This window comes from Haloarcula sp. HT12 (genome assembly GCF_055271655.1).
The window spans coordinates 605046-629477 of record NZ_JBUXKW010000001.1 but is presented as its reverse complement, the minus strand read 5'-3'; the positions used below and the strand labels follow the sequence as shown (position 1 = coordinate 629477).

Below are 24432 nucleotides of genomic sequence, written 5' to 3'. Positions count from 1 at the left end.
CATGAATCGTGCATCTGAGCGGATTTGAACCCTGGAAGTCGCAGCGGGCGAACGGCGTGAGCCCGACCGTCTTCCTCTGGTTCACAATCCGCGTTGGCCCATGAATTTTCCGAGCGTTCTGTCACTTCCATAGAATAGGCTGTGTCTCCGCAGATGGAAAAGTAACGGGTCACCCGCGACTGCGAACTTGAGCAGGGCTAAGCTCACCGGAACCCTTTCCTTACGGTTGCCTGTCAGTAGCTGTATGCGACGACGCCAGTTCCTCGCGGGTGGAACGACCCTCCTCGCGGCCGTCGCCGGCTGTGGTCATCCCTCAGTCGTGCTGGACATGGACGACGCGACAGCGGCCGACATTGCCAATCAGGTTTCGATATCGCCGGAACCGGGGTCGCCGGAACACACGGTCGTCTCGGCGGCCGTCGAAAACGGCTCTGCGACGCGACGGGGTCGAAACGAACTGTTCGACCACACCGACACGGTTCGTATCGACGACTCATTCTACGAGGTTTCGGAGACGCCGCTTGCGAGCAGTGAGGTGACGGTGTACGAGGTGCGCATCGATTTCGATCCGGCTGATTCGACGGCAGAGATCGGCGAAATCGCGTACGAGGAGCTACCGGCGGCGGACCGCCAGCGCCTCGACCCGATCATCGTGGACGAGGAACCACCCACCGGAGAGGGGTACGACGTGGGTGTCGGGTACGGAACCGCCGAAGAAGTGGGTGACGGATCTGTGTTCGTCCCGGAGCAGCAGTACGATATCATCGTCCACGACGGGGACCGCTATCGGATCACGGTCGATACACGAACCGTCCCTGAGACCGAATATCGATACGAAGTGACGGAGGTCGCTTCCGGCGTCGACTCGTTTGCCGACCGGATTCGAGACCAGTACCTGTTCACGCTCACGGGGCTTTCCGACGCCGAACGGGAGGTCGTCGAGGAGGCCATCGACGGCGGGTATTTCGAGGACGACGAGGCTTTTCGGGCAGTAACCGACCGTATCCGGGACCACGAGGGGATCGAGGTCACTGATAGCTACGGCACGTGGCTGCTGGAGTACGAACAGGTCGAGTACCTCACGTACGTCGAGTGGTAGTCGACGGCCAGGGTCCGAACCGTTCGACCGGCGCGACGGCCCGTCCCTGTGTCCGTTAGTCAGCGTACTCGTCGAACAGGTCGGCGACGCGCTGTTCGATGTCGTCCCGGATCTCGCGGACCCGCTCGATGGACTGCCCGTGTGGGTCATCCAGCGCCCAATCTCGCACTTCCACGTCCGCGTCGAGTTCGAGCGTCGAACATCCCATTGTCGCAACGACGGTGCAACTGTTGAGTTCGTCGTCTGAAACCGCTCGCGGGACTCGGTCGGACAGGTCGATGTCGCGTTCCTGCATGGCTTCGACGACCTCCGGATGGACTTCGTCCGCGGGGTCCGTGCCGCCGGTCAGGATTTCGACCTTGTCTTCGAGTCCGCGGCGGGCGCGTTCTCGCTCGGCAAACGCCGCAGACATCTGACTTCGGCCCGCGTTTTGGACGCATACGAATCCGAACTTCAGGGGTGTATCAGTCATAGCATAGTAGTTCCGAGCAAGCGGAATAACCCTTCCTAAGACCGCTATTGTGATCTATATATCTGCGACACTCGGCGACTACTGACGGTGGTTTTCCGGGCCGGCTGTCGAGTATGGGTCAATAAGTCGGGGGAGCCGAATCTGACCGATTGCGAGGTGACAGTGCGGGGAAGGGCTCTCCAGGCGGTGCTACAACAGTCCATCTATATCCCCATCAAATTGAGGGGATACTTCCTTCGGCCACTCCAGTCTGTGACTCCGTACATGCCGGAGTACCGTTTCACGTGCCCGAGCTGTGATGCGTGTGCAACGGTCGATAGCGGCGTTCGGGAGCGCCTACTGGCGGTTGGGTGCCCAGTTTGTGCGGGCGAAGTCGATACCCCGGCGTTCGTCGAAATCCCGCCACACAGCACCGACAACCCCTGAACTGTACCGTCGATCTGACGACCAGTCGTGACGGGTGGTCCCGACGGCCGGTACTGGCGTGGCCGCTTTTTAGCGCAATTCGGTTGCCGTTAGAAGTCGCTTAACTGTGACTGAAGCCCGGCGACGAGTTCAGACTTGCGCCGCAACTGTCCGAGACTGACGGGGAGTTGGTCGGCGATTGCCGTCAGCGTCTCCCGGAAGGACTGAGCGGTTCCGGGCTCGCCGTCGAAGGCGTTCCGGACTCCTTCACGGACCTGCCAGACGCCGACCGGTGCCCAGTAGTCGTCGGTGATCTCCCGCAGCACCAGGCATTTGGCCTGTCTGTCCCGCTCCTGTAGGTGTTCGAGGACGCCGAGCCGTGCGGCGTAGTACGCCCCCGCAGTCTCTTCGACGTAGGCCGTCCGCCCCTCGTACCCCTCGTGAGCGCTGGACATGTAGTAGCCCGTCTCGGGCCGCGGGTTCCAGACGCTCTGTGGGGCTTTCATCTCGACGAGTTCGAATTCCCAGCGCCCGGGCGCGAGTACGACCCAGTAGCGGTTCCCCATGTACTCGTTGTACCACAGCTCGGGCTTGTCGATGGTGTCGGCGTTGCGCAGCGTGCCGCGGACGTACTGGCCGACCGTGTCGTCGACGGCGGTGATCGACCACCGCGTCGGCACCAGCGACCGCTCGCTGGCCTGCCCGAGTGCCCCGGCTGAGAGGATCGTGTTGATGTCGTACACGTCGAACCCACGGCGGTACAGGTACGCCATCGCGCCCTCCGCGCGCCAGTCGTCGTCCGATAGCGTCTTTTCCACGGGTCGAGGAACGTGGGGGTTCTCCGCCAGATCGGCCCCCGTCGCGTGGGCCCGCGGCCCCGTCGGCGTCCCCACGTCGTCGAAACTCACATCCATCTCCGGGGTGCCGTCGAGACCCACCTCTACGTCGACGGGATGGTCCGCGATAGCGACCTCCCGCTGGACGCCCACGAAGCCGTTCCAGACGTCGTGGACCCCGCCGCTGCTGCCGCGCCCGCCACTGGCGCTGACGGAATCGACCGATGTCGTCTGCGTCGAGTTCACCATGCCAGTCCGGCGCTGGAGGACGTCCTCGATGCCCAGCCCCTCCTGATACCAGTCGCGGCTGGTCGCGAACCCGGCAGCGGCGGCGTCGGTATCGACCGGGGAGAGCAGCCCCGTCGAGACGTTGGGATACCCCGACCGGCCGACGAATATCTCCGGAGAGGTCGATCCGAACAACGAATCGCCCTGCACCGCCGCCTCGAACTGCCGCTCGACGTCTTCGAGGTGGTCCGTGATCGCGTAGGATTTCTCCGCCGCGAGGCGACGCCGCTGTGCGGCTTCGTCCTCCTCGAATCCCTCGATGAACTCGTCGAGTTGCATCTGTCACGCTTTCGGCTCTCCCCGATAAGAACCTTTCCAGCGGTCCGTGGGAGAGCAACTCTTACAGGGTTGGATTGAGTAACAACAGGTGATATAAATCATGGTAAATACAACGAAGTGGTTCCTGCTCGGTGCAACGCTCGTCAGCATGGGTGTCATATTCGTCTCGGCGATCATTCCGGTGGCCTACCAGCAGGCGCTTGTCAACCTCCTCGTCGGGGAGCTCGCGGCCCTCACGCTCGCCCACTCCGCCTACCGCGTCTCGTCGGGGAAGCAGGTAAGCCCCGTCGCAGCAGCGATAGCTATCGTCTCCGGGATCGTCCTGTTCATCTCACCAATCCTCATTGAGCCTGTCGACCCCATCCTGTCAGTAATGTTCGCCGCCGGCGCCATCGTCACCATCGGTGGCTTCGTCGGCGTCCTTGACCGGGTACTGGGCGGTGAAGAGGGTCGACAGACCGGTGCAGAGCGACTCAGCAGGAACGCCGGGAACTGATAGGCCGATCACAACGTCTATACCGACGGGTCAGCCACCCTCGGACAATGCCGGTCATTGAATGCGATGAGACGACGGCCCGCGAGCGGCTGGCGGACGCGGGACTCGATATCCAACAGGGAAACACCGACCACGAACGCTGGCGCGTCGAATACGGCGGCGCGACGGCAGTCGCCTACGACGGCAAAGTGGTCGTGCAGGGCGAAGGAACCGCACAGCTGGAAGCTCTCTTGCGCGGCAGCGACGGCGGTCGCGTCCACGCGTACTTCGACGGCGCGTCGCGGGGCAACCCGGGGCCGGCCTCGGTCGGCTACGTGCTGGTCGACGACAGCGGGATTGTCACGGAGGGCGGGGAGACGATCGGAACAGCTACGAACAATCAGGCGGAGTACCAGGCGCTCATCCGCGCGGTCGAAGTCGCACGCGATTACGGGTTCGACGACGTCCACATCCGGGGCGACTCGGAGCTTATCGTCAAGCAGGTCCGGGGCGAGTGGGACACGAACGATCCCGAACTGCGCGAGAACCGTGTCCGCGTCCGCGAACTGCTGACCGACTTCGACGACTGGCAGATCGAGCACGTTCCGCGGGAAATAAACGACCGTGCGGACCAACTAGCCAACGACGCACTCGACGATGACTGACCTGCCGACAGACGTGACCGAAGAGGCCGAACGGCTGACAAGGCTCGCTCGCGAGGCGGTCGACGATGCCGAGGCAGACGCTTACAGGACCGAACGCGACGAAATCCTCGCCGAGTACGACTACACTGCCCGCATCAGGAACGACGAGACCGGCGACGTGCTCGTCTGCCATCCCGTCGGATGGGTCGATGACGGCGTCATCCGTCCGGAACGGGTCGACGACATCGAACGTGGCGTCGAGATACGGCTTTCGGGTCCCGGTGACCCGGACGAGTGGGCGGAGATCGACGCTGCAAACCGAGCCGTCGTCGAAGCTGTCACCGAAGCACACGGCGAGACTCACGGGGCCAACGCGGAACTGCTCGCCGATTTCATGGGGAATCACTACGCGAAACAGATCTCCGAGGCGACGCCGGACGAACTACAGGAGTTTCGGGACGACTACGTCCGTCGGAACGCCTGGCCGACTGAGGAACAACAATCGGTTCTGGACCAGTCGATCCGACTCACTATGGAAGAAGCCGGCGGCCGCGTTCCCGAGGCCTAACTGCTCAGTACACCCGTCGGTAATCAGTGTTTGTTTCGCGTTAGGAATGGATTAACAGTAGTTCGCAGGTGCCCAGTTGCGAGTCTACTGCTGCGCCGCGATCAGATCACGGAGTTCGTCGGCTCGACCGTCGTCGGAAATGAACTTTCCGAACACCCATCCGAGCTGGTCAAGGACTGCGTCCTTGCCCGACTCCGTCAGGGAGTACTGGTTCGTTCGCTTGTCGAGTTCGCTCTTTTCGACGAGACCCATCTCGACGAGGTCGTCGAGGTTCGGGTACAGGCGACCGTGGTTGACTTCGTCGTCGTAGTATTCTTCGAGTTCGCGCTTGATAGCGAGACCATACCGAGGCTCCTCAGCGAGTATTACCAGGATATTCTGCTGAAAAGCGGTAAGTTCTTTTGCGATGCCCGGACTGTCAGTAACTGTTTGTGCCTCTGACATAGTTGAGTAAATGTCAGCAAGCTATTTAACACTTGTTAACTCTGGCGCACAACGCCTGCTGTGGGGCATTAACCACCACACAACTAGCAACTACAATAATATCGAGAAATTTATATTAGTCGGTCTTAGCTGAACTGAGTTTCCGATTAATCTGCTTTCAGATTGTCGTTTTCAGGTAGTAAGTGTAATCTAAGAATATATCTATAGTTAGATATTATTGGGTTATATAGCGCATAATACCGGATTGCTGTGGCTATTACGAAAGGATTTTTTGACGGCGTCGCGCAGTCGCCGGTGATGACGAACCTCTGGGAAGACCTCGAAACTGGACCGAACCCCCCCGAAGAAATCTACGCCGTCGTCGAGTGCCTGAAAGGCGAGCGTAACAAGTACGAGTACGAGAAGGACATCCCCGGTGTCGTCCTCGACCGCGTCCTGCATTCAAACGTTCACTATCCGTCCGACTACGGTTTCATTCCGCAGTCGTACTACGACGACGAGGACCCCTTCGACGTGCTCGTCCTCGTCGAAGACCAGACGTTCCCCGGCTGTGTCATCGAGGCCCGCCCCGTTGCCCTGATGAAGATGGACGACGACGGCGAGCAAGACGACAAGGTCATCGCAGTCCCGATCGAGGACCCGCGATATGACCACATCGAGGACCTCGACGACATCCCACAGCAGACCCTCGACGAGATTGACGAGTTCTTCTCGACGTACAAGAACCTCGAAGAGGGCAAGGAAGTCGAAACGCTCGGCTGGGAGGACAAAGAAGCCGCGAAGGACGCCATCGTCCACGCCCAGGAACTGTACGACGAGGAGTTCAACTAACGGTTCCGGCCGATCCGGCGTTTTCGGTCCGCACCGGGCGTATTTCTAGAAGTAATACCGGCAGGCATCACCGATTATGTATGAGCATGGGTAATCTTTTGCCCGTGTAGCGGCTATCGATACGTGTATGGCTACTGACGACACCGACACGGCGCTGGACCACACGACCGTCGTTCCGCGAGTCGAACGGCGATCGACACCCGGGATCGCACACCTGACCGTGGTTCCGGAGAACGCGGACCAGTCGTCCTGACCGTTCGCCCGTGTCGACGATATTGCCGCTTTCGATGACGCGGCTCCGAAAAGAAGTTTCTTGTTCCTGACCTGACTAACGGGTCGTATGGGATTATTCGACCGATTGAAGGGCGACGACGCACCGCGTGTTGCCTTCTTCGGTATCGACGGCGTACCGTTCAGCCTCATCGACGAACACCCCGACGTGTTCCCGAACCTCACGGAGATGGCGGCCGAGGGAAGCGCCGGCCCCATCGACAGTATCGTCCCACCCGAGTCGAGCGCCTGCTGGCCGGCGCTGACGACCGGCGTTAATCCCGGCCAAACGGGGGTCTACGGCTTCCAGGACCGCGAGGTCGGCTCCTACGATACTTACGTCCCGATGGGCCGTGACGTGCAAGCGACGCGGCTCTGGGACCGCGTTACCGACGAGGGCCGCAACGCGACGGTGCTGAACGTGCCGGTCACCTTCCCGCCACAGCGCAACGTCCAGCGGATGGTGTCGGGTTTCCTTTCACCCGGCGTCGATAAGGCCGCCTACCCGGACGAACTCCGTGACCACCTCCAGGACAGCGACTACCGGATCGACGTCAACGCCAAGCTCGGCCACGACGACGACAAGAGCGACTTCGTCGACGATGCTCACAAGACGCTCGAAAAGCGGTACGAAGCGTTCAAACACTACGTCGACCAGGACGACTGGGACCTGTTTTTCGGCGTGTTCATGACCACGGACCGGGTCAACCACTTCCTGTTCAAGGACTACGAGCGCGACGGCGAGAACCAGGAGGCCTTTTTCGAGTTCTACAAGCAGGTCGACGCCTATCTCGGTGACCTGCGCGACCGACTCCCCGACGACGTGACGATGGTCGTCGCCTCGGACCACGGCTTCACCTCCCTCGACTACGAGGTCCACTTCAACGAGTGGCTCCAGGAGGAGGGGTGGCTCGACTACGCGACCGACGACCACTCCGAACTCGGCGACATCAGCGAGGACACGAAGGCCTACTCGCTCATCCCCGGGCGCTTCTACATCAACCTCGAGGACCGCGAACCGAACGGCGGCGTGCCAAAGGACATGTACGAGTCCGTTCGCGCAGACCTCAAACAGCGCCTCGAAGCACTGGAAGGTCCTGACGGCAAGAAGGTCGCCGACCGCGTCGTCACCAAGGAGGAAGCCTACCGCGGCGACCACGACGACATCGCGCCGGATCTCACCGTCGTCCCGAACCACGGTTTCGACCTGAAGGCCGGATTCAAGGGCTCCGACGACGTGTTCGGTGTCGGGCCGCGAAACGGGATGCACAGCTTCGACAACGCGACGCTCCTGGTCGATGACCCGGACGTTCGCATCGAAGACGCCGACCTCTACGACATCGCACCGACAATTCTCGACCTGCTCGACCACGACTTCGACCGCGCGAAGTTCGACGGTAGCAGCCTCGCCTGAGGCTGTCGCCGTGTCGGATTAGGGTTCGTTTTCCGAGCGGAAAACAGCGATTAAAACAAGCCGTCCAGTTCGTCGTTCGTGAACTCGTCCGGGTCGGTCGTCCCGCCCTGGGAGTCGGCTGCCTCGCGGGCGCGTTTCATGAACTCGTCGACCCGTTCGGAGCGTTCGACGCCCGAGAGGACGATGAGCGAGGCGATCTTATCGGACCCGAGCGGGAAGTCCCCGCCCCGGACCTCCATGCTGCCGGTCTGGTCTTCCACCCAGCGGCGCGCCCGCTCGACGCCTTTCCGCGAGAGGCGCTCTGGGTCGCCCGCGACGACGAGGAGGGCCGAGTCGGCCTTGACCGCGTTGGGAAGGCTCATGCTCGTGAGGAGGGCGTTCCGGGTGACGCTGGTGATAGTGTTGACGTTCTCGCCGGCCTCCTCGCTGGCCTCGGCGCTGGCGTAGCCGATAGAGGCGATGCCGCCGCCCCTGAGCGTGTTGATGATCTCCGAGGAGTCGACGACGCTTTCGCCGACCCCCTCGACCGCCTCGCCGGAAGCAAACAGCAAACCGACGCGCTGTGAGATGGCGTCGTTGACGCGTTCGAAGCCGGCGGCGACGCTGTCGCCGCTGCCGCGCCAGGCGTCGTTGTCGACGAGGAGAAGAGAGTCGGCCTCGCGGGCTGCGGTCTTGAGTGAGCGGCCAGCGTTGGCCTGGTAGAGGCCGCCCTCGTCCCGGCCGGGGAGGATGCCGAGGACGTACACCGGCTTCTCGTAGATGCGCTTGAGTTCGCGGGCGAGCATCGGCGCGCCGCCCGAGCCGGTGCCGCCGCCGAGGCCGGCGACGACGACGATGGCCTCGGCCTCGGTCGTGATGCGACCGTCGAGTTCGTCGAGCACCTCGGTGGCGTTCTCCTGCATGATCTGGGCCCCGAGCTCGTTGTCGCCGCCGACGCCGTGGCCTTTCACGCGGTCCTGGCCGATGAGGGCCGTGTCGATATCGAGGTTCTGGAGGTCGGCCCGTGCCGTATTGACGGCGAGGGCACCTCGAACGGCGTCGAACCCCATGTCGTAATCGAATTGGGCAAGAGACTGGGTTACTTTCCCGCCAGCCTGCCCGACACCAATCAGGACGACTTTCATACCGGATATCTTGTGAGGCTGACTAATCAACGTTGTCCTCACACTGTGAACGGGCGACAAGGGGGAGTGAAACCGGTGTCGGCGCGGGAAGCGGATGGCGGTTACTCGACCCGGAGCGTGTAGATCCGCTTGCGCGCGTCGGCAAACGAGAACCGGGAGTCGATGACGCCGACATCGTCGAGACGGGAGAGGGCGTATCGGACCGTCCGCGGTGGCAGTAGCGTCTCCTCGGCGAGTTGGCTCTGGGTCAGCGTGTCGTTGTACTCCAGGACTTTTGCGACGAGTTTCGCGCTCGGCGGGAGGTCGCGAACGGCGTCCCAGCCGCTGTTCTCGCGTTCGCTGTCGGTGTCGGCAGGCTGCACGTCGGATGCGCTCATGGTACTACTCCCTTATCCAATACAGAGTGATAATATTTTCTGTTCGTGATTATGCTCTGTGGAAATGTTTCGGCAAAAAACGCGGTCAAGGACGGGGTGCCAGGCCCGAAAGTTTACCTTCAGGACCTCCGGTGTCACAGACGTGGACGAAGTCGAGGTCAGCACGGTCGTGTACGTCCCACCCGAAGAGGTCTACGAGTTTCTGCTGGACTTCCCTGGCTACGCACGATATTCGGAGTATCTCGACCGGGTGACGCAGGACGGCGACGGCTCGCCGGGGACGAACTACGACCTCGTGTTCTCGTGGTGGAAGCTCTCCTACACCGCTCGGTCGGAGGTGACCGGTGTCTCGCCGCCGACGCGCATCGACTGGCGCATCGTCAAAGACATCGACGCCGAGGGGTACTGGGCGGTCGAGCCCGACCCGGACGCCGCTTCGTCGGACACGGAGACGGCGTCACGGGTACGCTTTCACGTCGCGTTCGACCCCGGGTCGGCGTCTGACAACGCCATCGACCTCCCCCGGCTCGTGTCGATGGACTGGGTGATCGAGAAGGTCAAGCCGCTCATCCGTAAGGAAGCGACCAAGATCGTCGAACGTGTCGTCGAAGACCTCGAAGGGCAGGAACGGGACGTCGACCTAGAGATTCACACGGGACCGGACTCGGTGTAGCGCGGCGGCGAACCGCTACTCGGGCGTCTCGTAGTCGCCGCCGTACCGGATGAAGAAGTACGCGAGTCCGAGCGTCGCGACCATCACGAACGAGGTTGCGACGCCGAGCGTTTTCGCGCTGTTTGGCACCTCCGGCGGGCCGGAGCTTCCGCCGCCGCCACCGCCGCCACCGCCAGAGGACTGTGTCGGGTAGTCCGTCCCGACGACGACGGCCCCCTTCATTCCGAGCCCCTCGTGTGGCACGCAGACGTAGGGGTAGATGCCGTCCTCCTCGAAGGTGTACTCGTAGTTGACGCCAGCCTCGGAGACTGCACTCCCCGAGTCCAGCGGCCCGTCGCCGTCGGAGACGACGTTGTGGCCGCCGCCTTCGCCGGTCCACTCGAACTGGACCGTCGCACCGTTATCGACGTGAATCGCGGGCGGGCCGAAGCCGAAGGCCCCGCCGTTGGCCTGCACGCCGACCTCCACCGTCGCCGTGTCCTGTCCGGTCGCGTCGGCGACCGAGCCGTCGTAGTTCCCGACCTGGTCGAGGAACCCGCCGAAATCCGGCTGGCCCCCGCCCGATTCACCGTCTTCCTGTGCGGTCGCGGTGCCTGCAGCGGCCGACGCAGCCGTGGCTCCCGCCGCCGTCCGCAGGAAGCCCCGACGGGACACGTCCGCTCTACCGTCTGTCATACCTGACCGTTTGGGACTCCCCGTCCTGAATATGTCGGTTTCGAATCGCGGCGGTCGTCCCTGCAGCGACAGCGCACTGGCCCCCGGTGCCGTGAAACATTTAACGCCGGTAGACCGAAACCACCGGTATGTCTACCGGAAGCCACGGGGTCGTCGGCGGGATCCGTATCGACCTCAACAGATTACACGAAACGTGGATGGAGCTCGTGTATCCGCGCCAGCGAAACGCTAACGACACCGTTCTCGGGACGTGGACACCGGACTCCTCGCTCGGATTGGCCCTCTACCGCCTCTGGTCTGCGCTCGGGATCCCGGTCATCGCGCTGGTCTATCCGCTGGTGCTGTGTGGCGTCGTCCTGCGGTACCAGACGCGCCGTATCGACGGCACGGCGACGCGACTGGGCGTCGTCGGTGTCGTCTTCCTCTCCGTCCTCGTCTGGGGCGGTCTGGCGGCTCTCGCACGGTTCGAACCGGGCAGCATCGACCTCGTGTCGGGCGGGTTCACCGCTGTCGCTGTCGCCGGTGGCGTTGCGACGCTGTCGGCCGCGCTCGCCGTCACGTTCCGACGGGTCGGCGGTCGCGGAACGACAGTCGCGCTGGCGTATCCGTTCGCCATGACGGCCGTCTTCCTGCCGCCGGTCGTCGCAGCGCTGTACTCGACGACCGTCGCCTCGGTCGTCATTCCCGCGAGCGACTCGCTGTCCCGGTGGTTCCTCTACGAGGTGCTGGCGTCGGTCGGTGCCGCGGAGTTCTTCATCCAGAACTTCGACCGGGAAGGCATCGCCTACGTCATCATCTGGCTCGGCATCTCCATCCCGCTGGGGTGGGTGCTCGGCCTGCTGGTGACCCTCGCGGACCTCGTCCGCCCGACCGAGTGACCGCAAAGCCACCGTTTCGACGACCCCCGCTCTAGTGTTCGGCTGGTATGGCATTCGACGAAGTCTTACTGAACTCAGTACACTGAGTCATCTGCCAGAGACTCCCCAAGACCGCTCGTGACGGAAACAGGGTGCGTTTCGGCCTCCCATCTCGCAGACGATTTCACCGACAAAAGTCAGTCAGTACACAGCGTGTACGGTCACAGAAGGGGGCTCGGAATCGACGCAAACGACGTTGATGGTGCCTTGATACCGTTGACCTCGTGGACCGAGATGGACTCCTACGGACTGGCGCGGAACTCACCGTGTTTCATTCCGAAGAAGAACGCGATGACCGAGAACACGATCATCGAGGGCAGCACCATCATGAACACCGTCGAGCGACCCATCACAGAGGTGAGTGCGACCGTCGCGACGGCGACAATCACGACGAGTGGGGCTACCGCGGACACGAAGTCAAAATCCATACGCTCTGTTGTAGCCGGACAATTAAATTCTTTAAGAAACCGAATCGACCGTACGCCTGATTGAACGGTGCTCGTGGACAGCCAACACTGACCGAGTGCTTAATATGACGCTACGACGGCGTCGCGTCGGCCGGCCGAACCACTGTTTCTTCGAGTGCGTCCCCATCAGCGACGGCGATATCAGCCGCCTCCTCCCCGCCGCCCAACACCACAGTCGCGCCGGCCCGCATCGGCGCGAGCAGGCCGGCGACGACTGCGCCTGCGGTCGTCATCGGTGCCCGAAGGGCGAGGGTCGTCTCGGCGTCGATGTCGTAGTCGGCGACGACACGGCCGCTCTCGGCCATAAGTTCGCCGTGTGTGTATGTTCTGTCGGCGGCCAACACGTCGTCCTCGGGCGAAACTTCGCCCGGGGGCTGCAGCGGGTTCTCGCTCCACAGCTCCCGTTCGAACTGGGCGACCGTGGCGTCCTCGACCGGGCCACCGTAGGCCAGCCCCTTCGTTCCCGGCCCCTGCGTGTAGCGGTCGAGCCACGCCGCCGGCGCGACAAGCGCCGTCGCGTCGACCGCGTTCGGCGGGTCCATGTCCACGACCGCGCCGTCGAGGGCGGCAGCGAGGAAGGCAAGCAACGCATCGGGGGCGTCCCGGAGGTAGCCCGGCCGGTCATCCTCGGTCGGCTCTTTCGGCCCGACGACGACGGCGACCCGCGTCCCGTGCCGGACGCCGTAGTGACGCAGCAGATTCCCGCCTTTCCAGGCGTTCGTGGCGAAGTCGGAGTAACTGTACGGCGTCGACCGCTCCGGCGAACGAAAGAGAACGCCGTCGCGGTCGCGTGCCTGCGCGACGAGGTCACCGAGTACCTGCATGCGCCGTCCTTCGGCCCCGCCGATGAAAAACAGCGCGGCCACAAAGCCGATGTAGGTGGCCTCCCCCACGCTCTAGAAATGAAACAGCAACAACAGGTTTCCGACGTGCTCGGACACGGTGACATCGACACGCCCCCCGCCTATCGATTACTCGACGTGGTTGCTGAGCTCGGTGCCATCGCGGCCGAAGTCAACGAGACGACCGGGTACGGGACCGACTCGACGGCGCTGTCGATACGGGAGGAAACGGTCGGCGACGCCCTGTTCGCGCTGCTCGCGCTGTGTGAACAGCTCGACGTCGACGCCGACACTGCGCTCTCAACGGCGCTTGCGAAGTACGAAGGCGGGTCCGGAACGAACGGGACGCCGGCGAGCGGCGACTGAGACGTGTAGCAATGTGCCAGTGTCCGCCGACCCCAGGGTCGGCGTATCCGAAACTACTCTCCAGTAATCCGTCCGACTACAGCGAGTTCTTCAGTTTCTCGAAGAAGCCTTCCTCGACGTCGACCTCCTCGCCGCCGGCCGCCGCGAACTGTTCGAGGGCTTCCTTCTGCTCGGCGTTGAGGCTGTCGGGTGTAACGACCTGCACCTGGACGTAGAGGTCACCCTGGCCGCGGCGGCGGAGTCGTGGCATCCCCTTGCCTTCCAGGCGGAACACCTCGCCGCTCTGGGTGCCGCTTGGCACGTCGACTTCGACCTCGCCGTCCAGGGTCGGGACGGTGATGGTGTCGCCGAAGACGGCCTGCGGGAACGAGATGGCCTGCTGGTGTTGCAGGTCGTCGCCGTCGCGCTCGAAGTCGGGGTGGTCGCGGACGCTCACCTGGATCAGCAGGTCGCCGTTCGGACCGCCGTGCTCGCCGGGCGCGCCCTCGCGTTCCATCCGAAGGGTCTGCCCGTCGGCGATGCCGGCGGGGATCTCGACTTCGAGGCTCGCGTCGTTCTGGACGACGCCGTTGCCCCGACAGGTCGAACACGTCTCGTCGTACAGCGTCCCCTCGCCCTCGCACCGACGGCAGGTCGTCGTCTGCTGGACCCGTCCCATCGGTGTCTGCTGGACCTGCGTCGTCTGGCCCTGTCCGTTACACTCCGGGCAGGTCTCCGAGTCGGCCCCCGGCGGATGTCCGGCCCCGTCACAGTCGTCGCAGGCCTCTGGCCGGGTGACGTTCAGCTGCTTCGTCGCGCCGTTGTAGGCCTCTTCGAGGTCGATCTCCAGCCGCGTCTGGAGGTCCTGGCCCTGTCGCCGTCGGCTGCCGCCCCGTCCGCCGCGGCCACCGCCGCCGAAGAACTGATCGAAGATGTCCTGCATATCGAAGCCGCCAGCGCCGCCGCCGAAGGGATCTCCGCCCATGCCGCCGCGGCCGCCACCACCGGCGCCGCCGCGCTTCTCGGCCTGCTCGAAACGCTCGTGGCCCATCTGGTCGTACATCTGGCGCTTCTCCTCGTCGGTGAGGACCTCCTTTGCCTTCTTGGCTTGCTTGAACTTCTCCTCGGCGTCGGGGTCGTCGCTCACGTCCGGGTGGTATTCCCGGGCTTTCTCCCGATAGGCCTCCTTGATCTCGTCTTCGGAGGCGTCCCGAGAGACACCCAGTATCTCGTAGAAATCCTGACTCATTCGTTGTACAAGGCTTAGACGATTGAGATACTTCAAAAGAACGGGTTGCCGACTAGTAGTGTTTGAATGTACTGCTACAAATTGGAACACCAGAAAGCCCCTGCGTTCTCAGCTTTGGCTCGCGGCTGCCGCTCGCCAAGACGAGGGACCGCCGGTCCCTCGCGATCCGCGACTCGCTGCGCGCGCTTGCTTCACCGGAAGAGCGGAGCTCTCCCGAACCCGCGGCAGAGCCGCTGACGCCAGGGTTCGCTGAGAACGCGGCCCCTTTCAGTCCCACCCGTAGCCAGTTGGCCAATCCAAGCTGGGTGGGACTGAAAGGGGCGGTAGGCTGAACGAAGGCGGACGACGCAAGCACTGCAGCGAACGCAGTGAGTGAAGCGCGCAGCGAGCCCCCCGAGTTCAGCCTATCGGGGCTTTCTGGCTCTTTGTCGTCCCACTGACCAGCCCTGCCAGATATAACACCTCGACACTGAGGTTCGGACCGTACCGGGGCGCTTATTTTCGTGCCGGGGGAGGATTCGGGCAATGAGTCCTGAGTCGTCGCGTGGTCACCGGGGTCTCGTCACGGTCGAGCGAGTCGCAGTCTGGGGGCTCGCGGCGCTGGCCGTCGTCGGGCTGGTCGCCCTCGTTGTCGGCCCTGGCGCGGACCTGCGGACCGAGTCCCCGTCGGTCACTATCGACGGCCAGTTCGACGCTGAGGAAGGGGCGGTCACGCTTACCCACACCGGCGGGGACAGACTCACGGACACCAGCACGCACGCGCTGGAGCTAGTCGTCACCGACGCCGACCGGAACCGCTCGACCACGCTGACGTGGGCTGAGGCGGACCAGCTACCTGTCGAGTCCGGCGATACAATCGTTCTTGACGACCCGCGCGTGGATTCGGACGGTGACGGTAACTACCTCGACGGCGACGTCTCAGTCGGCTTTTTCCTCGACAGCGGCGACACCGTCGCGGTTCGCTGGACAGGACGCCCACTCGGTGCGCCGGACGAGCGAACGACGACGCTCGGCACAGTCACGCTCGGGAACGAGACTGGGTGACTATTGGGTAGCCAGGGTCCCGCCGGACCGCCTCCGGTCGGAGACGCCGGCTGTCGACGGTGGCACTTCTGTCCCGTGGGCGGTCACGAATGGACGTGCTTGGTGCGGACATACACGTCCCCGGTTCCGGTCACGGTCACCGCGTAATCGCCCAGTTGAAACGAGAGCGATACGGCGCTGTCCGGGCCTGACGCATGCACAATCAGTTCGTCGAGCGCGTCCGGATCGAGCGTCTCGATGAGCGGCGATAGCTCTATGGCCTCCCGGTCGGCCGCGGTTGCGACCGTCTGAACGACGGCTACTGACGGAGAGACCACGCTCCAGTCGAACTCCGCGTGGAGGATGTCTGAGCCGTCAGATGTCCGGCCGGGCCGCTTGTCGGACCCACTCATTACTAAAAATATGTCTATCTATCATATTAATTCTACTGTCAATTTATTAGTTGGAATTGTGATATACAAAACGGCTATCTGACATCCGAGTAGATCTCGGTGAAGGATTCGAGGCGACTCAGTGCTATACAGATTTATAAATGCAGGCTGATACAATAGCTGTCCGATACACTTGTTCTTTCAGGTAAACAGTTCACCCCGAGAAATGACATCGCGGCCGAAATACGCTCCGTAGTACGACTACTGTGGTGCGTTTGACAGCAATGGTCGTCGATGATATCACGGTCGAGACGCGCTGCTTACCGTCTGTAGGCGCGGTTTTGTGAAAGTAGCACGCAGCAGTTGTGGTTGGGACACATAGAGTGCTGCGTGCCACCTACTCATAGTCAGGACCCATGTATAACAGTTGTGTGATTAATTGAGTAAACCTAAATGTAGTGTTGAAATAACTTACACACAGATAGTCGATTACAACCGCTGGAGGCCCGCTCAGACACAATCTGCTACGAACCGCTCATCGAACACCGCTCACTGAGACGAGAACCGACAGTGTGACAGTAACAACGTCTTTTACCTGTGGGCGTCATCCCTCTATATATCCTCGGCTTCCACCGAGATGAAGGTTGGGACACATGACATCTGATGCAACACACGAAGAGGCGGTAAGTTTACTCCAGGAGTTGGGCTTGAAAGAGTACGAGGCGAAGTGTTTTGTCGGACTCTCTCGGATGTCCAGCGGCACGGCGAAGGGATTGAGCGAAGTGACGGAGGTCCCGAGAACGCGCGTCTACGACGCCGTTCGGATTCTCGAAGCGAAGGGGCTGGTCGAGGTCCAGCATTCGAGCCCCCAGCAGTTCCGGGCCGTTCCGCTCTCCGAGGCCACCGAAACGCTCCGCGCTCAGTACGAAGAGCGCGTCGAACGCCTCCAGTCCGCACTGCGAGAGATGGGAAGCATCGAGTCCGACGACGACGAGGCCGAACTACAGGAGGTCTGGTCGCTTTCCGGCTCCGATGCCATCGAGAACCGTGCCTCGGCGATCATCGGAGACACGGCCGACGAAGTAGTACTCGTCATCGGTTCCGAAGCAGTCCTCACTGAACCGCTGATCGAGCAGCTCAATTCGCTCGACGCGGACGTCGATCTCATCGTCGGTAGCGGGTCCGCTTCGATACGGGACCGCGTGGAACGGGAGATCCCACGCGCGACCGCGTTCCTGTCGGAACTGGACTGGCTCCGCGGCGAGATGACACCGCAGGAGGATGCCGCTGTCGGACGGCTCTTGCTCGTCGACCGGTCAGCGATGCTCGTCAGCTCAATCGACCCGCAGACTAGTGACGAACAGGCTATCTTTGCGACCGGACTCAGAAACGGGCTCATCGTCATCGCGCGCCGCCTCCTCTCGCAGGGCGTCGTGGAAATGACGCCACTAGAACAGGACTAGCGAACAACGCGGATCGAGAGTATCGCCGCTCTCACTCGCACTCGTCGTAATGATCGGAGAGACACGCAAGTAGCGGCCGGATCCGATCGTACTCCGGACCGCGTGTTACCCAGTGGGTTTCCCGGTCCCATTCGATGAACCCCATCTCCGCCAGTTTCGGAAGATGCTGGTGGTACAGGCTGGCCGGAATTGACGGCTTGCCGATGACGTCTCCCTTCTCGTCAATTGCGGCCGGTCGCCACTGCTCTGCCTCCCGCAACGCGAACAGCACTTCTCGGCGGTCCTCGTGTTGTACGGCATCGAGTTGGGCATTCAGACACTGTGGCTGGATCTGGTTCTGATTGCTCACTGTGCGGTCATACGTTCGGCAATCTGATATATATACACGACTTTCACTATTTCTCTTCTTTTGAGTATCTGGGTGAATGAAACCGGCGTTGTGTATCCTCGATTCACGGAATAGAAGCGGTAGACCGACGGAGTGTGGCTGTCGCTACGCATTTACTGTACACATGGCAGATAATGACCACTTCGAAAAAATATAGCTTATTTGTCTTTTTGAAACTGCCCTGACTGATCTACACTGCCAAGCTGAGAACTGAGGCGGCTTGTCAGCCCTCGCCCTTGCTGTCGTCAGACTGCGTCTGAGGGGCTGCTGAGAACGACTTATTATTCGTCGTCTTCGTCCACGTCCTCGAAGTCGGCGTCGACGTACTCCTCGCCCTGGTCGGCCGCGCCGCCTGCTGCGCCGCCAGGTCCGGCAGCGCCGCCGGGGCCTGCACCGGCCGCGCCGCCCGGACCAGCGCCCGCAGCGCCGCCGGCGGCCTGCTGGGCCTGCTCCTGGTACATCTGCTTGCCGATCTCCTGCAGTTCCTCGCTCAGGGTCTCGGTGACTTCCTCGTAGTCTTCCTTCGTGGCGTCCTCGTCTTCGAGGACTTCCTCGACGTCCTCGATCTTGGCCTCGATGTCGGACTGAAGATCGTCGTCGATTTCCTCCTCGTTCTCCTCAAGCAGGGTCTCGGCACGGCGGACCGAAGCTTCGGCCTCGTTGCGCGCTTCGATGCGCTCGCGGCGCTGCTCGTCCTCTTCGGCATGCTGTTCGGCCTCCTGTTGCATCTCCTCGATCTGCTCGTCGGAGAGGCCGGCACCGCCTTCGATGGTGATGTCCTCCTTGTTGCCCGAGCCCTTGTCCTCGGCTTCGACGTTGACGATGCCGTTCTCGTCGATGTTGAACGACACCTCGATCTGGGGCGTGCCCGCGGGGGCCGGCGGGATGCCCGAGAGCGCGAACGCGCCGAGCAGTTCGTTCTCCTCGGCGATCTCACGCTCGCCCTGGAAGACGCGGATCTGGACCTGCGTCTGGTTGTCCTGGGCGGTGGTGAAGATCTTCGACTCTTCCGTCGGGATGGTGGTGTTCTTCTCGATGAGCCGCTCGAAGAGACCGCCCTTGACTTCGACACCCAGCGACAGCGGCGTCACATCGAGCAGGACGATGTCGTCGACGTCGCCCGAGAGGACGCCGGCCTGGATAGCCGCGCCCAGCGCGACGGCCTCGTCGGGGTTGACGTTCTTTTTCGGCTCCTGCCCGGTCATCTCCTGGACCTTGTCCTGGACCTGTGGCATCCTGGTCGAACCGCCGACGAGGATGACCTCGTCGATGTCGCCCTTGTCGTAGTCGGCGTCGGACAGGGCCTGCTCCGTCGGGCCGACGGTGCGCTCGATGAGATCCTCGGTGAGCGATTCGAACTTCGCGCGCGTGATCTTCTGTTCGAGGTCCAGCGGACCGTCGTCCGTGGTCGCGATGAACGGGAGGTTGATGCGGGTCTCCTTGCGCGAGGAGAGCTCTATCTTGGCTTCCTCTGCGGCCTCGGTCAGCCGCTGGAGGGCCTGCCGGTCGTCACGGAGGTCGATGCCGTGTTCGGCCTCGAACTCGTCGGCGAGGTAGTCGATGATGGCGTGGTCCCAGTCGTCGCCACCGAGGTCGTTGTCCCCGTTGGTCGCGACGACTTCGTAGACGCCCCCGCCCAGGTCGAGGATGGACACGTCGAAGGTCCCCCCACCGAGGTCGTACACAAGGACGGTCTGGTCGGACTCGTCGTCGAGCCCGTAGGCCATCGCGGCCGCTGTCGGCTCGTTGACGATGCGCTCGACCTCGAAGCCGGCGATCTCGCCGGCGTCCTTGGTCGCCTGGCGCTGTCGGTCGTTGAAATAGGCCGGGACCGTAATGACGGCCTTCTCGATCTCGTCGCCGAGGTACTCCTCGGCGTCGTGTTTGATCTTCTGGAGGATCATCGCCGAGACCTGCTCGGGCGTGTACTCCTCCCCGTCCAGTTCCACCGTGTAGTCGTCTTCGCCCATGTGGCGCTTGATCGACTGGATGGTCTGGTCGGGGTTCTTTACGGCCTGATTCTTCGCCGGCTTCCCGACGAGTCGTTCGCCGTCGTCGAACGCGACGACAGAGGGTGTCGTCCGTTCGCCTTCGCCGTTGACAATGATTTCGGGGTCGCCACCTTCCATGACCGCGAACGCGCTGTTCGTGGTCCCGAGGTCGATACCCAGAATCTTGTTGCTCGCCATCTTACCCGCTCATAGCGGATTGGGCCGGTTAAAAGTTGCTAGATGTACTGATTCGAAAAGCGCCCGACGACCCCTCCTCCGGGCGGTTTTATACTCGACGGCCTTCCCTGACCGGTGATTATTTAATGTACCGCAATACGACCGCTACACCGCCGGGGCCGCCCGTTACTCCTCGCTTTCGCTGACAGTTACCTGGGCCTCGCGCAGCACTTTGTCGGCCATCTCGTAGCCGGGTCGGTGGACATCCGCAATCGTCCCTTCGGGCTGGTCGCTGTCGACGCGGGCCAGCACCTGCTGCTGTGTCGGATCCACGTCCTGGCCCGGTTCGGGGTCGATGACCTCGACGTTCTCGGCGTCGAGTACGTCGTCAAGCTGGCGGAGCGTGGACTCGACGCCGCCTCTGATATCCGTATCTTCGTCCTGTTCGAGCGCGCGCTCTAAATTGTCCCGAACGTCGAGCAGGCGCGTCACGAGGTCCTCGGTGGCGCGTTTCTGTTCCTGTTCGCGGCGCTTGTCCATCCGCTTCTTGTAGTTCTGGAACTCCGCCTGCTTGCGCTTGAGCTTCGACTCCAGCTCGTCGATGTCGTCGGCTTGCTGGTCGACCTGCGATTCGAGGCTGTCGGTACGCGTCCGCAGCGCGGCGAGTTCCCGGGCGATGTCCTCGGGGTCCGATTCGGCGACTCGGTCGACGAGGTCATCGTCTACCTCGAACTCGCCGAGGTCGACCTCGTCGGCGTCGACGCCGTCGGGCACGTCCTCGATATCCGCGTCGCCGTCCGCTTGCGCCTCGCTCGCGGTCGACTCCTCCGTCGCGGCCGTGTCGTCGGCTGCGTCCTGCTCGGTCATACCCGATAGAAGTCGTCACGTGGATAAAAGGATTCAGAAACGGTGTGGCAGTGACACTGCCCACCGACGCCGGCGTTACAGGAGGAAGCTAACGACCATCAGGACGAGAAAGACAACGACGAGTATCTTGGCGATTCGCATGCTGAGCCCCGCCACGCCCCCGAGTCCGGCCAATCCGGCGACCACGGCGAGGACGAGAAACAGCAGCGCCAGTTCGAGGAACCCGCCGCCGGGCTGGAGTGGGACCGCAGTTGGTAGGTGGTTCATGACTTTTTGTACCGCCCCGTCCCGATTTATTATAGGTCGCCTAATCAGGGGCCGATGGCGAACGCGCCCGGATCGTACTGGAATCGCGTCCGATAGGCCGTCCACTCACCGAGTTCCTCCAGCCGATACTTCCCAAAGGGGGGGTTCCGAACCAGTTCCAGTTCCGCGAGCCGTTCCCGAACGGGGTCGAAAAGTTCTCCCCAGTCGAGTTCCCGGAGGGTCTCGTCCGGGTTCACTTCGCTCGCGGTGAACGTCAGCCCATCATCCGTCCGCTCGATAGTCCCGTACTGATACCGAGTCCAGACGGTGTACTCCCCGAACGGGACGGTCTCAGTGGGTGGTGGAGGTCGGCGGTACTGCGCCTGGAACCGCTGGTGTGTTTCGTCGCCACCCCACAGCACTCCGCGGGCGAGGAGCTTGATCCGCCGATTCGTGTCCACGCCGCTATTGTAAACGATACGGGCGTGTTCGTACTCGCTGGATCGGAACTGCTCGGCGACGCCGTCGGTGTGGTGGATGTCGACTTCGTACTGATACGGTAGCGGCGTCCGGCGAGCGCGTTCGAGTACTGACACCGTTTCTTCGCCCCGGCGCAGGCCGTCGTGCGGTCCGGTTCCACGCCACTGCGCCGGGTCGGCCTCGTCGGGGTCGACCCAGCGGTCCATGCTAACAATACGCAGGCGTCGAACTTAGCTTTTCCCGCGAGGGACGGACAGAACCGACGCACCCACTCAAACTAACACGCGGTCGAGTTCGACGACGAGGCCGCCGTCGGCGTCCGGGTCGCCGACGAGCGTCCCCAGACAGACCGCAGCGCCGTCGGGCGTGACACAGACGACCTGGGAATCTATCTCCGGCGTCGCTTCGCCGACTTCGGCGGGCCCGGCCTCGATGACGCCCGGTCCGTACACCGGCGCGCCCTCGGCGACCTCGCGGGCGGCGTTCGGCGCAATCGTGACCCGCGGCAAGTGGACCAGCGCACGCTCGGCCGGCTGGATGATCTCGCGCAGTTCGGCCTCCTCGCCCTCTTCAGCGAACGCCAGCGCGTCGACGAGGTCGTGCATCGTCGCCAGCGAGGTGTCGTCGAAGCTCCCGGTCGCCGTCCGGCGGAGATCACCCATGTGCGCGCCCGTACCCGCCGCCAGTCCGATATCGTGACACAGCTTCCGGATATACGTGCCCGACGCGCACTGTACTCGTAGGAGCAATCGGCGCTCGTCCTGTTCGAGGATATCCAGTGCGTGAATCCGCCGCGCGCGCAGTTGGCGCTTGACTGCGCTCTTCCGGGGCGGCTTCTGGTAGACCTCGGTCTCGAACTCGGCGACGATATCCGCGATGTCGGCCGGGGCCCGGTCGTGGAGTTCCAGCACGGTGACGTACTCCTTGACGGCGTCGTCGAACACCTGCGCCATCCGGGCGGCGTCGCCGAGCAACACGGGCAGACAGCCGGTCACCTTCGGGTCGAGCGTCCCACCGTGGGCGACCCGCTCCTGGTCGGTGGCGTCCCGGATCCAGGCCGCGACCTGGTGGGCCGAGGGGCCCGGCGGTTTATCGAGGTTGACGACGCCGAAGGACTGGAGCGAATCGAGGTCCCGTTCGTCGGGCGGGGCACGAAGCGTCATCGGCTCAGAACTCGTACCGGATGTTCTCGACCGGCGCTTGCCCCTCGTCGCCGTCGGGGCTGTACGATTCGACGGCGTGCAAGGTCACGCTCAGGACGCCCTGTGGGTCCCACCGGGCGGTGTTGACCGACAGGTCGTAGATAGAGAGGTCGTCGAAGTCGATGTCGTAGTAGTCGCTGTAGCGCTGGGCCTCGCTCTCGCCGCGCTCCCGCGTCTCGGTCTTGGCCTGCTCGAAGGGCTTGTTCTCCCGCGTCGCGATGCGGTCGGCACGCACGTCCAGTGGCGCGGTCAGCCACAGTTTCATATCGGCGTACTCGCCGGCCATCCAGCCGGCGAGACGGGACTCTAACACGAGGTCGTCGCGCTCGGCGGCGATGTCCCGGAGCCGGCGATCCAGATCGCGGTCGATCTGGTCGTCCTCCTCGGCGGCCTTGTTCAGTTCCAGCGGTGTCATCCCCCGCTCCTCGGCCAGCGAGCGGAAGATGTCGCCGCCGCTGACGTGTTCGTAGTTCAGGGCGTCGGCCAGGCTCTTGGCAAGTGTGCTCTTGCCGCTGCCGGCCGGGCCGGAGACGGTAATCAACATAGAGGTGTTCGGGAGGCCCCGATAGAAAGGGCTGTCTCTTCGCGCCTACCCGGTCGGCGTCGTCTCGACGTTGAGCGCCTTCCGGATGATCTGGGTGAAGGACAGCGAGCACAGGAAGTACCAGACAATCCACGCCTGGATCGGGCCGGCGATGCCGTTGCTCCATGCCTCGACCTCACCGAAGATGGGGAGCGTAATCACTGGACTCGCGTCGACGCCGGCTCCAAAGACGATCCAGTAGAGCCAGAGGAACAGCGGGATGTTGACCAGCATGATCCACACCATCGGGCGGAACTGCTGTTTGAACATCCCCATCTGGTCGGTCATCAGCTCCATCTGCTCCTCTTCGAGCCGGTCCAGGGCCTCCTGGTCGTCGCGTTCCTTCGCAGCTTTGCGGCGCTCTTTCAGGTCCTCCATCTTCTCCTGGTGGTCGCCCATCCCCGACATGTCCATGAGGTTGTCCTGCAGAATCGTCGAGGTGGTCCCGGTGATGATCGCGAGCACCAGGATGACGACGTAGAACGGCAGCATGTCGTTGAGCGGCCCGAGGAAGATGTCGATGAACCCGCCCGCGATAACGTCGCGGACCGAGGTCATGGAGTAGCCGGCAAAGAGGCCGAGCGTCCCGAGGCCGGCGAGCTTGTCCCACTTCGACCAGCCGCTGTCCTCGTCATCGTCACTCGGGGCGGCATCCGACTCTTCGAGCGCTTCGCGGACGCCCTCGGGGTCGTCGATGACGAACCCCTCGCCGTCAGCGTCGATGAGCAGGCCGGACTCGATGAGCCGGCCCCACTCGCCGCTCGTGAGGTCGTCGCTCACGTCACTCCAGGTGACGGTCCCGTTCTCTTCGGCCGCAGCGAGCACCGTCGAGAGCGCGTCAGTCATTGCCTCGCCGTCTTCGGCGAGTCGTTCTACCTTCGGCGCGGTACGTGCCATTGTGTGTGCTTGAGGTGCGACGGCATATC

31 protein-coding genes are annotated in these 24432 nt (G+C 63.0%); 13 read left to right on the top strand and 18 right to left on the bottom strand.

Going from position 1 to position 24432, the window contains the following annotated elements:
- Window positions 1–244: 244 nt before the first annotated feature.
- The gene (locus tag ACY9XZ_RS03320; RefSeq protein ID WP_463455650.1) at window positions 245–1099 is read left to right on the top strand and encodes a hypothetical protein; all 855 of its coding nucleotides are present in this window, start codon (window positions 245–247) and stop codon (window positions 1097–1099) included.
- A gap of 55 nt (window positions 1100–1154) precedes the next feature.
- Here ACY9XZ_RS03320 and ACY9XZ_RS03315 read toward each other — a convergent pair whose 3' ends face one another.
- Window positions 1155–1571: a low molecular weight phosphatase family protein gene (locus tag ACY9XZ_RS03315; protein ID WP_463455649.1), complete on the bottom strand. Its 417-nt coding sequence runs from the start codon at window positions 1569–1571 to the stop codon at window positions 1155–1157.
- Window positions 1572–1835: 264 nt separating this feature from the next.
- Between ACY9XZ_RS03315 and ACY9XZ_RS03310 the strand changes: the two genes are divergently transcribed.
- The gene (locus ACY9XZ_RS03310) at window positions 1836–1997 is read left to right on the top strand and encodes a DUF7560 family zinc ribbon protein (protein ID WP_463455648.1); all 162 of its coding nucleotides are present in this window, start codon (window positions 1836–1838) and stop codon (window positions 1995–1997) included.
- An 89-nt stretch (window positions 1998–2086) separates the two neighbouring features.
- On the opposite strand, the gene nreA is transcribed toward ACY9XZ_RS03310, so the two are convergent.
- Entirely contained in the window at window positions 2087–3379 is a 1293-nt protein-coding gene (nreA, locus tag ACY9XZ_RS03305) for a DNA repair protein NreA (protein WP_463455647.1), read from the bottom strand.
- Window positions 3380–3479: 100 nt separating this feature from the next.
- On the opposite strand from nreA, the gene ACY9XZ_RS03300 reads away from it, so the two are divergent.
- The 3 genes from ACY9XZ_RS03300 to ACY9XZ_RS03290 are packed head-to-tail and all read left to right on the top strand — an operon-like array spanning window position 3480 to window position 5066.
- On the top strand, window positions 3480–3875 hold the full coding sequence (locus ACY9XZ_RS03300; protein WP_463455646.1) for a hypothetical protein: 396 nt from the start codon (window positions 3480–3482) through the stop codon (window positions 3873–3875).
- A 47-nt stretch (window positions 3876–3922) separates the two neighbouring features.
- Window positions 3923–4519, top strand: a complete 597-nt coding sequence (gene rnhA / locus ACY9XZ_RS03295; protein WP_463455645.1) for a ribonuclease HI — start codon at window positions 3923–3925, stop codon at window positions 4517–4519.
- Complete coding sequence (locus ACY9XZ_RS03290; protein ID WP_463455644.1) at window positions 4512–5066, top strand: DUF7108 family protein; 555 nt, start codon at window positions 4512–4514, stop codon at window positions 5064–5066. Before rnhA ends, ACY9XZ_RS03290 begins: the two co-directional genes overlap by 8 nt.
- Before the next feature lie 84 nt (window positions 5067–5150).
- On the opposite strand, the gene ACY9XZ_RS03285 is transcribed toward ACY9XZ_RS03290, so the two are convergent.
- Entirely contained in the window at window positions 5151–5510 is a 360-nt protein-coding gene (locus ACY9XZ_RS03285) for a PadR family transcriptional regulator (RefSeq protein ID WP_004518536.1), read from the bottom strand.
- Between the two features lie 297 nt (window positions 5511–5807).
- On the opposite strand from ACY9XZ_RS03285, the gene ACY9XZ_RS03280 reads away from it, so the two are divergent.
- The 3 genes from ACY9XZ_RS03280 (at window position 5808) to ACY9XZ_RS03270 (ending at window position 8025) form a co-directional block, all read left to right on the top strand.
- Window positions 5808–6341, top strand: coding sequence for an inorganic diphosphatase (locus tag ACY9XZ_RS03280; RefSeq protein ID WP_004593839.1), 534 nt, complete (start codon window positions 5808–5810; stop codon window positions 6339–6341).
- Between the two features lie 127 nt (window positions 6342–6468).
- Window positions 6469–6594, top strand: a complete 126-nt coding sequence (locus ACY9XZ_RS03275) for a hypothetical protein (RefSeq protein WP_004518538.1) — start codon at window positions 6469–6471, stop codon at window positions 6592–6594.
- 87 nt (window positions 6595–6681) lie between these two features.
- A complete protein-coding gene (locus ACY9XZ_RS03270) occupies window positions 6682–8025 on the top strand; it encodes an alkaline phosphatase family protein (protein ID WP_463455643.1) in 1344 nt (447 codons plus the stop codon).
- A 50-nt stretch (window positions 8026–8075) separates the two neighbouring features.
- Here ACY9XZ_RS03270 and ACY9XZ_RS03265 read toward each other — a convergent pair whose 3' ends face one another.
- Window positions 8076–9149: a tubulin/FtsZ family protein gene (locus tag ACY9XZ_RS03265; RefSeq protein ID WP_463455642.1), complete on the bottom strand. Its 1074-nt coding sequence runs from the start codon at window positions 9147–9149 to the stop codon at window positions 8076–8078.
- A gap of 101 nt (window positions 9150–9250) precedes the next feature.
- Complete coding sequence (locus tag ACY9XZ_RS03260; protein ID WP_463455641.1) at window positions 9251–9526, bottom strand: MarR family transcriptional regulator; 276 nt, start codon at window positions 9524–9526, stop codon at window positions 9251–9253.
- Window positions 9527–9668: 142 nt separating this feature from the next.
- On the opposite strand from ACY9XZ_RS03260, the gene ACY9XZ_RS03255 reads away from it, so the two are divergent.
- Window positions 9669–10199: a type II toxin-antitoxin system RatA family toxin gene (locus tag ACY9XZ_RS03255; protein ID WP_463455640.1), complete on the top strand. Its 531-nt coding sequence runs from the start codon at window positions 9669–9671 to the stop codon at window positions 10197–10199.
- A 15-nt stretch (window positions 10200–10214) separates the two neighbouring features.
- On the opposite strand, the gene ACY9XZ_RS03250 is transcribed toward ACY9XZ_RS03255, so the two are convergent.
- Entirely contained in the window at window positions 10215–10874 is a 660-nt protein-coding gene (locus ACY9XZ_RS03250) for a halocyanin domain-containing protein (protein ID WP_463455639.1), read from the bottom strand.
- 128 nt (window positions 10875–11002) lie between these two features.
- Between ACY9XZ_RS03250 and ACY9XZ_RS03245 the strand changes: the two genes are divergently transcribed.
- Window positions 11003–11752, top strand: a complete 750-nt coding sequence (locus tag ACY9XZ_RS03245) for a hypothetical protein (RefSeq protein WP_463455638.1) — start codon at window positions 11003–11005, stop codon at window positions 11750–11752.
- Window positions 11753–12033: 281 nt separating this feature from the next.
- Here the strand turns inward: ACY9XZ_RS03245 and ACY9XZ_RS03240 are convergent, their stop codons facing one another.
- Window positions 12034–12219, bottom strand: a complete 186-nt coding sequence (locus tag ACY9XZ_RS03240) for a DUF7333 family protein (protein WP_463455637.1) — start codon at window positions 12217–12219, stop codon at window positions 12034–12036.
- Between the two features lie 110 nt (window positions 12220–12329).
- Entirely contained in the window at window positions 12330–13082 is a 753-nt protein-coding gene (locus tag ACY9XZ_RS03235) for a hypothetical protein (RefSeq protein WP_463455985.1), read from the bottom strand.
- Window positions 13083–13160: 78 nt separating this feature from the next.
- Here ACY9XZ_RS03235 and ACY9XZ_RS03230 point away from each other — a divergent pair, with 78 nt between their 5' ends.
- A complete protein-coding gene (locus tag ACY9XZ_RS03230) occupies window positions 13161–13466 on the top strand; it encodes a MazG-like family protein (RefSeq protein ID WP_463455636.1) in 306 nt (101 codons plus the stop codon).
- 76 nt (window positions 13467–13542) lie between these two features.
- Here the strand turns inward: ACY9XZ_RS03230 and dnaJ are convergent, their stop codons facing one another.
- On the bottom strand, window positions 13543–14694 hold the full coding sequence (dnaJ, locus tag ACY9XZ_RS03225; RefSeq protein WP_463455635.1) for a molecular chaperone DnaJ: 1152 nt from the start codon (window positions 14692–14694) through the stop codon (window positions 13543–13545).
- A 525-nt stretch (window positions 14695–15219) separates the two neighbouring features.
- Between dnaJ and ACY9XZ_RS03220 the strand changes: the two genes are divergently transcribed.
- Window positions 15220–15738 carry a hypothetical protein gene (locus ACY9XZ_RS03220; protein ID WP_463455634.1) on the top strand — a complete coding sequence of 173 codons (519 nt, stop codon included), beginning with the start codon at window positions 15220–15222 and terminating at the stop codon, window positions 15736–15738.
- A gap of 83 nt (window positions 15739–15821) precedes the next feature.
- Here the strand turns inward: ACY9XZ_RS03220 and ACY9XZ_RS03215 are convergent, their stop codons facing one another.
- Window positions 15822–16130, bottom strand: coding sequence for a HalOD1 output domain-containing protein (locus tag ACY9XZ_RS03215; RefSeq protein WP_463455633.1), 309 nt, complete (start codon window positions 16128–16130; stop codon window positions 15822–15824).
- Between the two features lie 632 nt (window positions 16131–16762).
- Here ACY9XZ_RS03215 and ACY9XZ_RS03210 point away from each other — a divergent pair.
- Entirely contained in the window at window positions 16763–17572 is an 810-nt protein-coding gene (locus ACY9XZ_RS03210; RefSeq protein WP_463455632.1) for a TrmB family transcriptional regulator, read from the top strand.
- Window positions 17573–17603: 31 nt separating this feature from the next.
- Here ACY9XZ_RS03210 and ACY9XZ_RS03205 read toward each other — a convergent pair whose 3' ends face one another.
- The 8 genes from ACY9XZ_RS03205 to ACY9XZ_RS03170 form a co-directional block, all read right to left on the bottom strand.
- Window positions 17604–17921, bottom strand: a complete 318-nt coding sequence (locus tag ACY9XZ_RS03205; protein ID WP_463455631.1) for a DUF7344 domain-containing protein — start codon at window positions 17919–17921, stop codon at window positions 17604–17606.
- 320 nt (window positions 17922–18241) lie between these two features.
- A complete protein-coding gene (gene dnaK / locus ACY9XZ_RS03200) occupies window positions 18242–20149 on the bottom strand; it encodes a molecular chaperone DnaK (protein WP_463455630.1) in 1908 nt (635 codons plus the stop codon).
- A 165-nt stretch (window positions 20150–20314) separates the two neighbouring features.
- A complete protein-coding gene (locus ACY9XZ_RS03195; RefSeq protein ID WP_463455629.1) occupies window positions 20315–20995 on the bottom strand; it encodes a nucleotide exchange factor GrpE in 681 nt (226 codons plus the stop codon).
- A 75-nt stretch (window positions 20996–21070) separates the two neighbouring features.
- On the bottom strand, window positions 21071–21262 hold the full coding sequence (locus ACY9XZ_RS03190) for a DUF1328 family protein (protein ID WP_463455628.1): 192 nt from the start codon (window positions 21260–21262) through the stop codon (window positions 21071–21073).
- Between the two features lie 44 nt (window positions 21263–21306).
- The gene (locus ACY9XZ_RS03185; RefSeq protein WP_463455627.1) at window positions 21307–21927 is read right to left on the bottom strand and encodes a hypothetical protein; all 621 of its coding nucleotides are present in this window, start codon (window positions 21925–21927) and stop codon (window positions 21307–21309) included.
- Window positions 21928–21993: 66 nt separating this feature from the next.
- Window positions 21994–22884, bottom strand: coding sequence for an RNA-guided pseudouridylation complex pseudouridine synthase subunit Cbf5 (locus tag ACY9XZ_RS03180; RefSeq protein WP_463455626.1), 891 nt, complete (start codon window positions 22882–22884; stop codon window positions 21994–21996).
- 4 nt (window positions 22885–22888) lie between these two features.
- Window positions 22889–23467, bottom strand: a complete 579-nt coding sequence (gene cmk / locus ACY9XZ_RS03175; RefSeq protein WP_463455625.1) for a (d)CMP kinase — start codon at window positions 23465–23467, stop codon at window positions 22889–22891.
- Between the two features lie 45 nt (window positions 23468–23512).
- Window positions 23513–24403: a DUF106 domain-containing protein gene (locus ACY9XZ_RS03170; RefSeq protein WP_463455624.1), complete on the bottom strand. Its 891-nt coding sequence runs from the start codon at window positions 24401–24403 to the stop codon at window positions 23513–23515.
- Window positions 24404–24432: the final 29 nt, after the last annotated feature.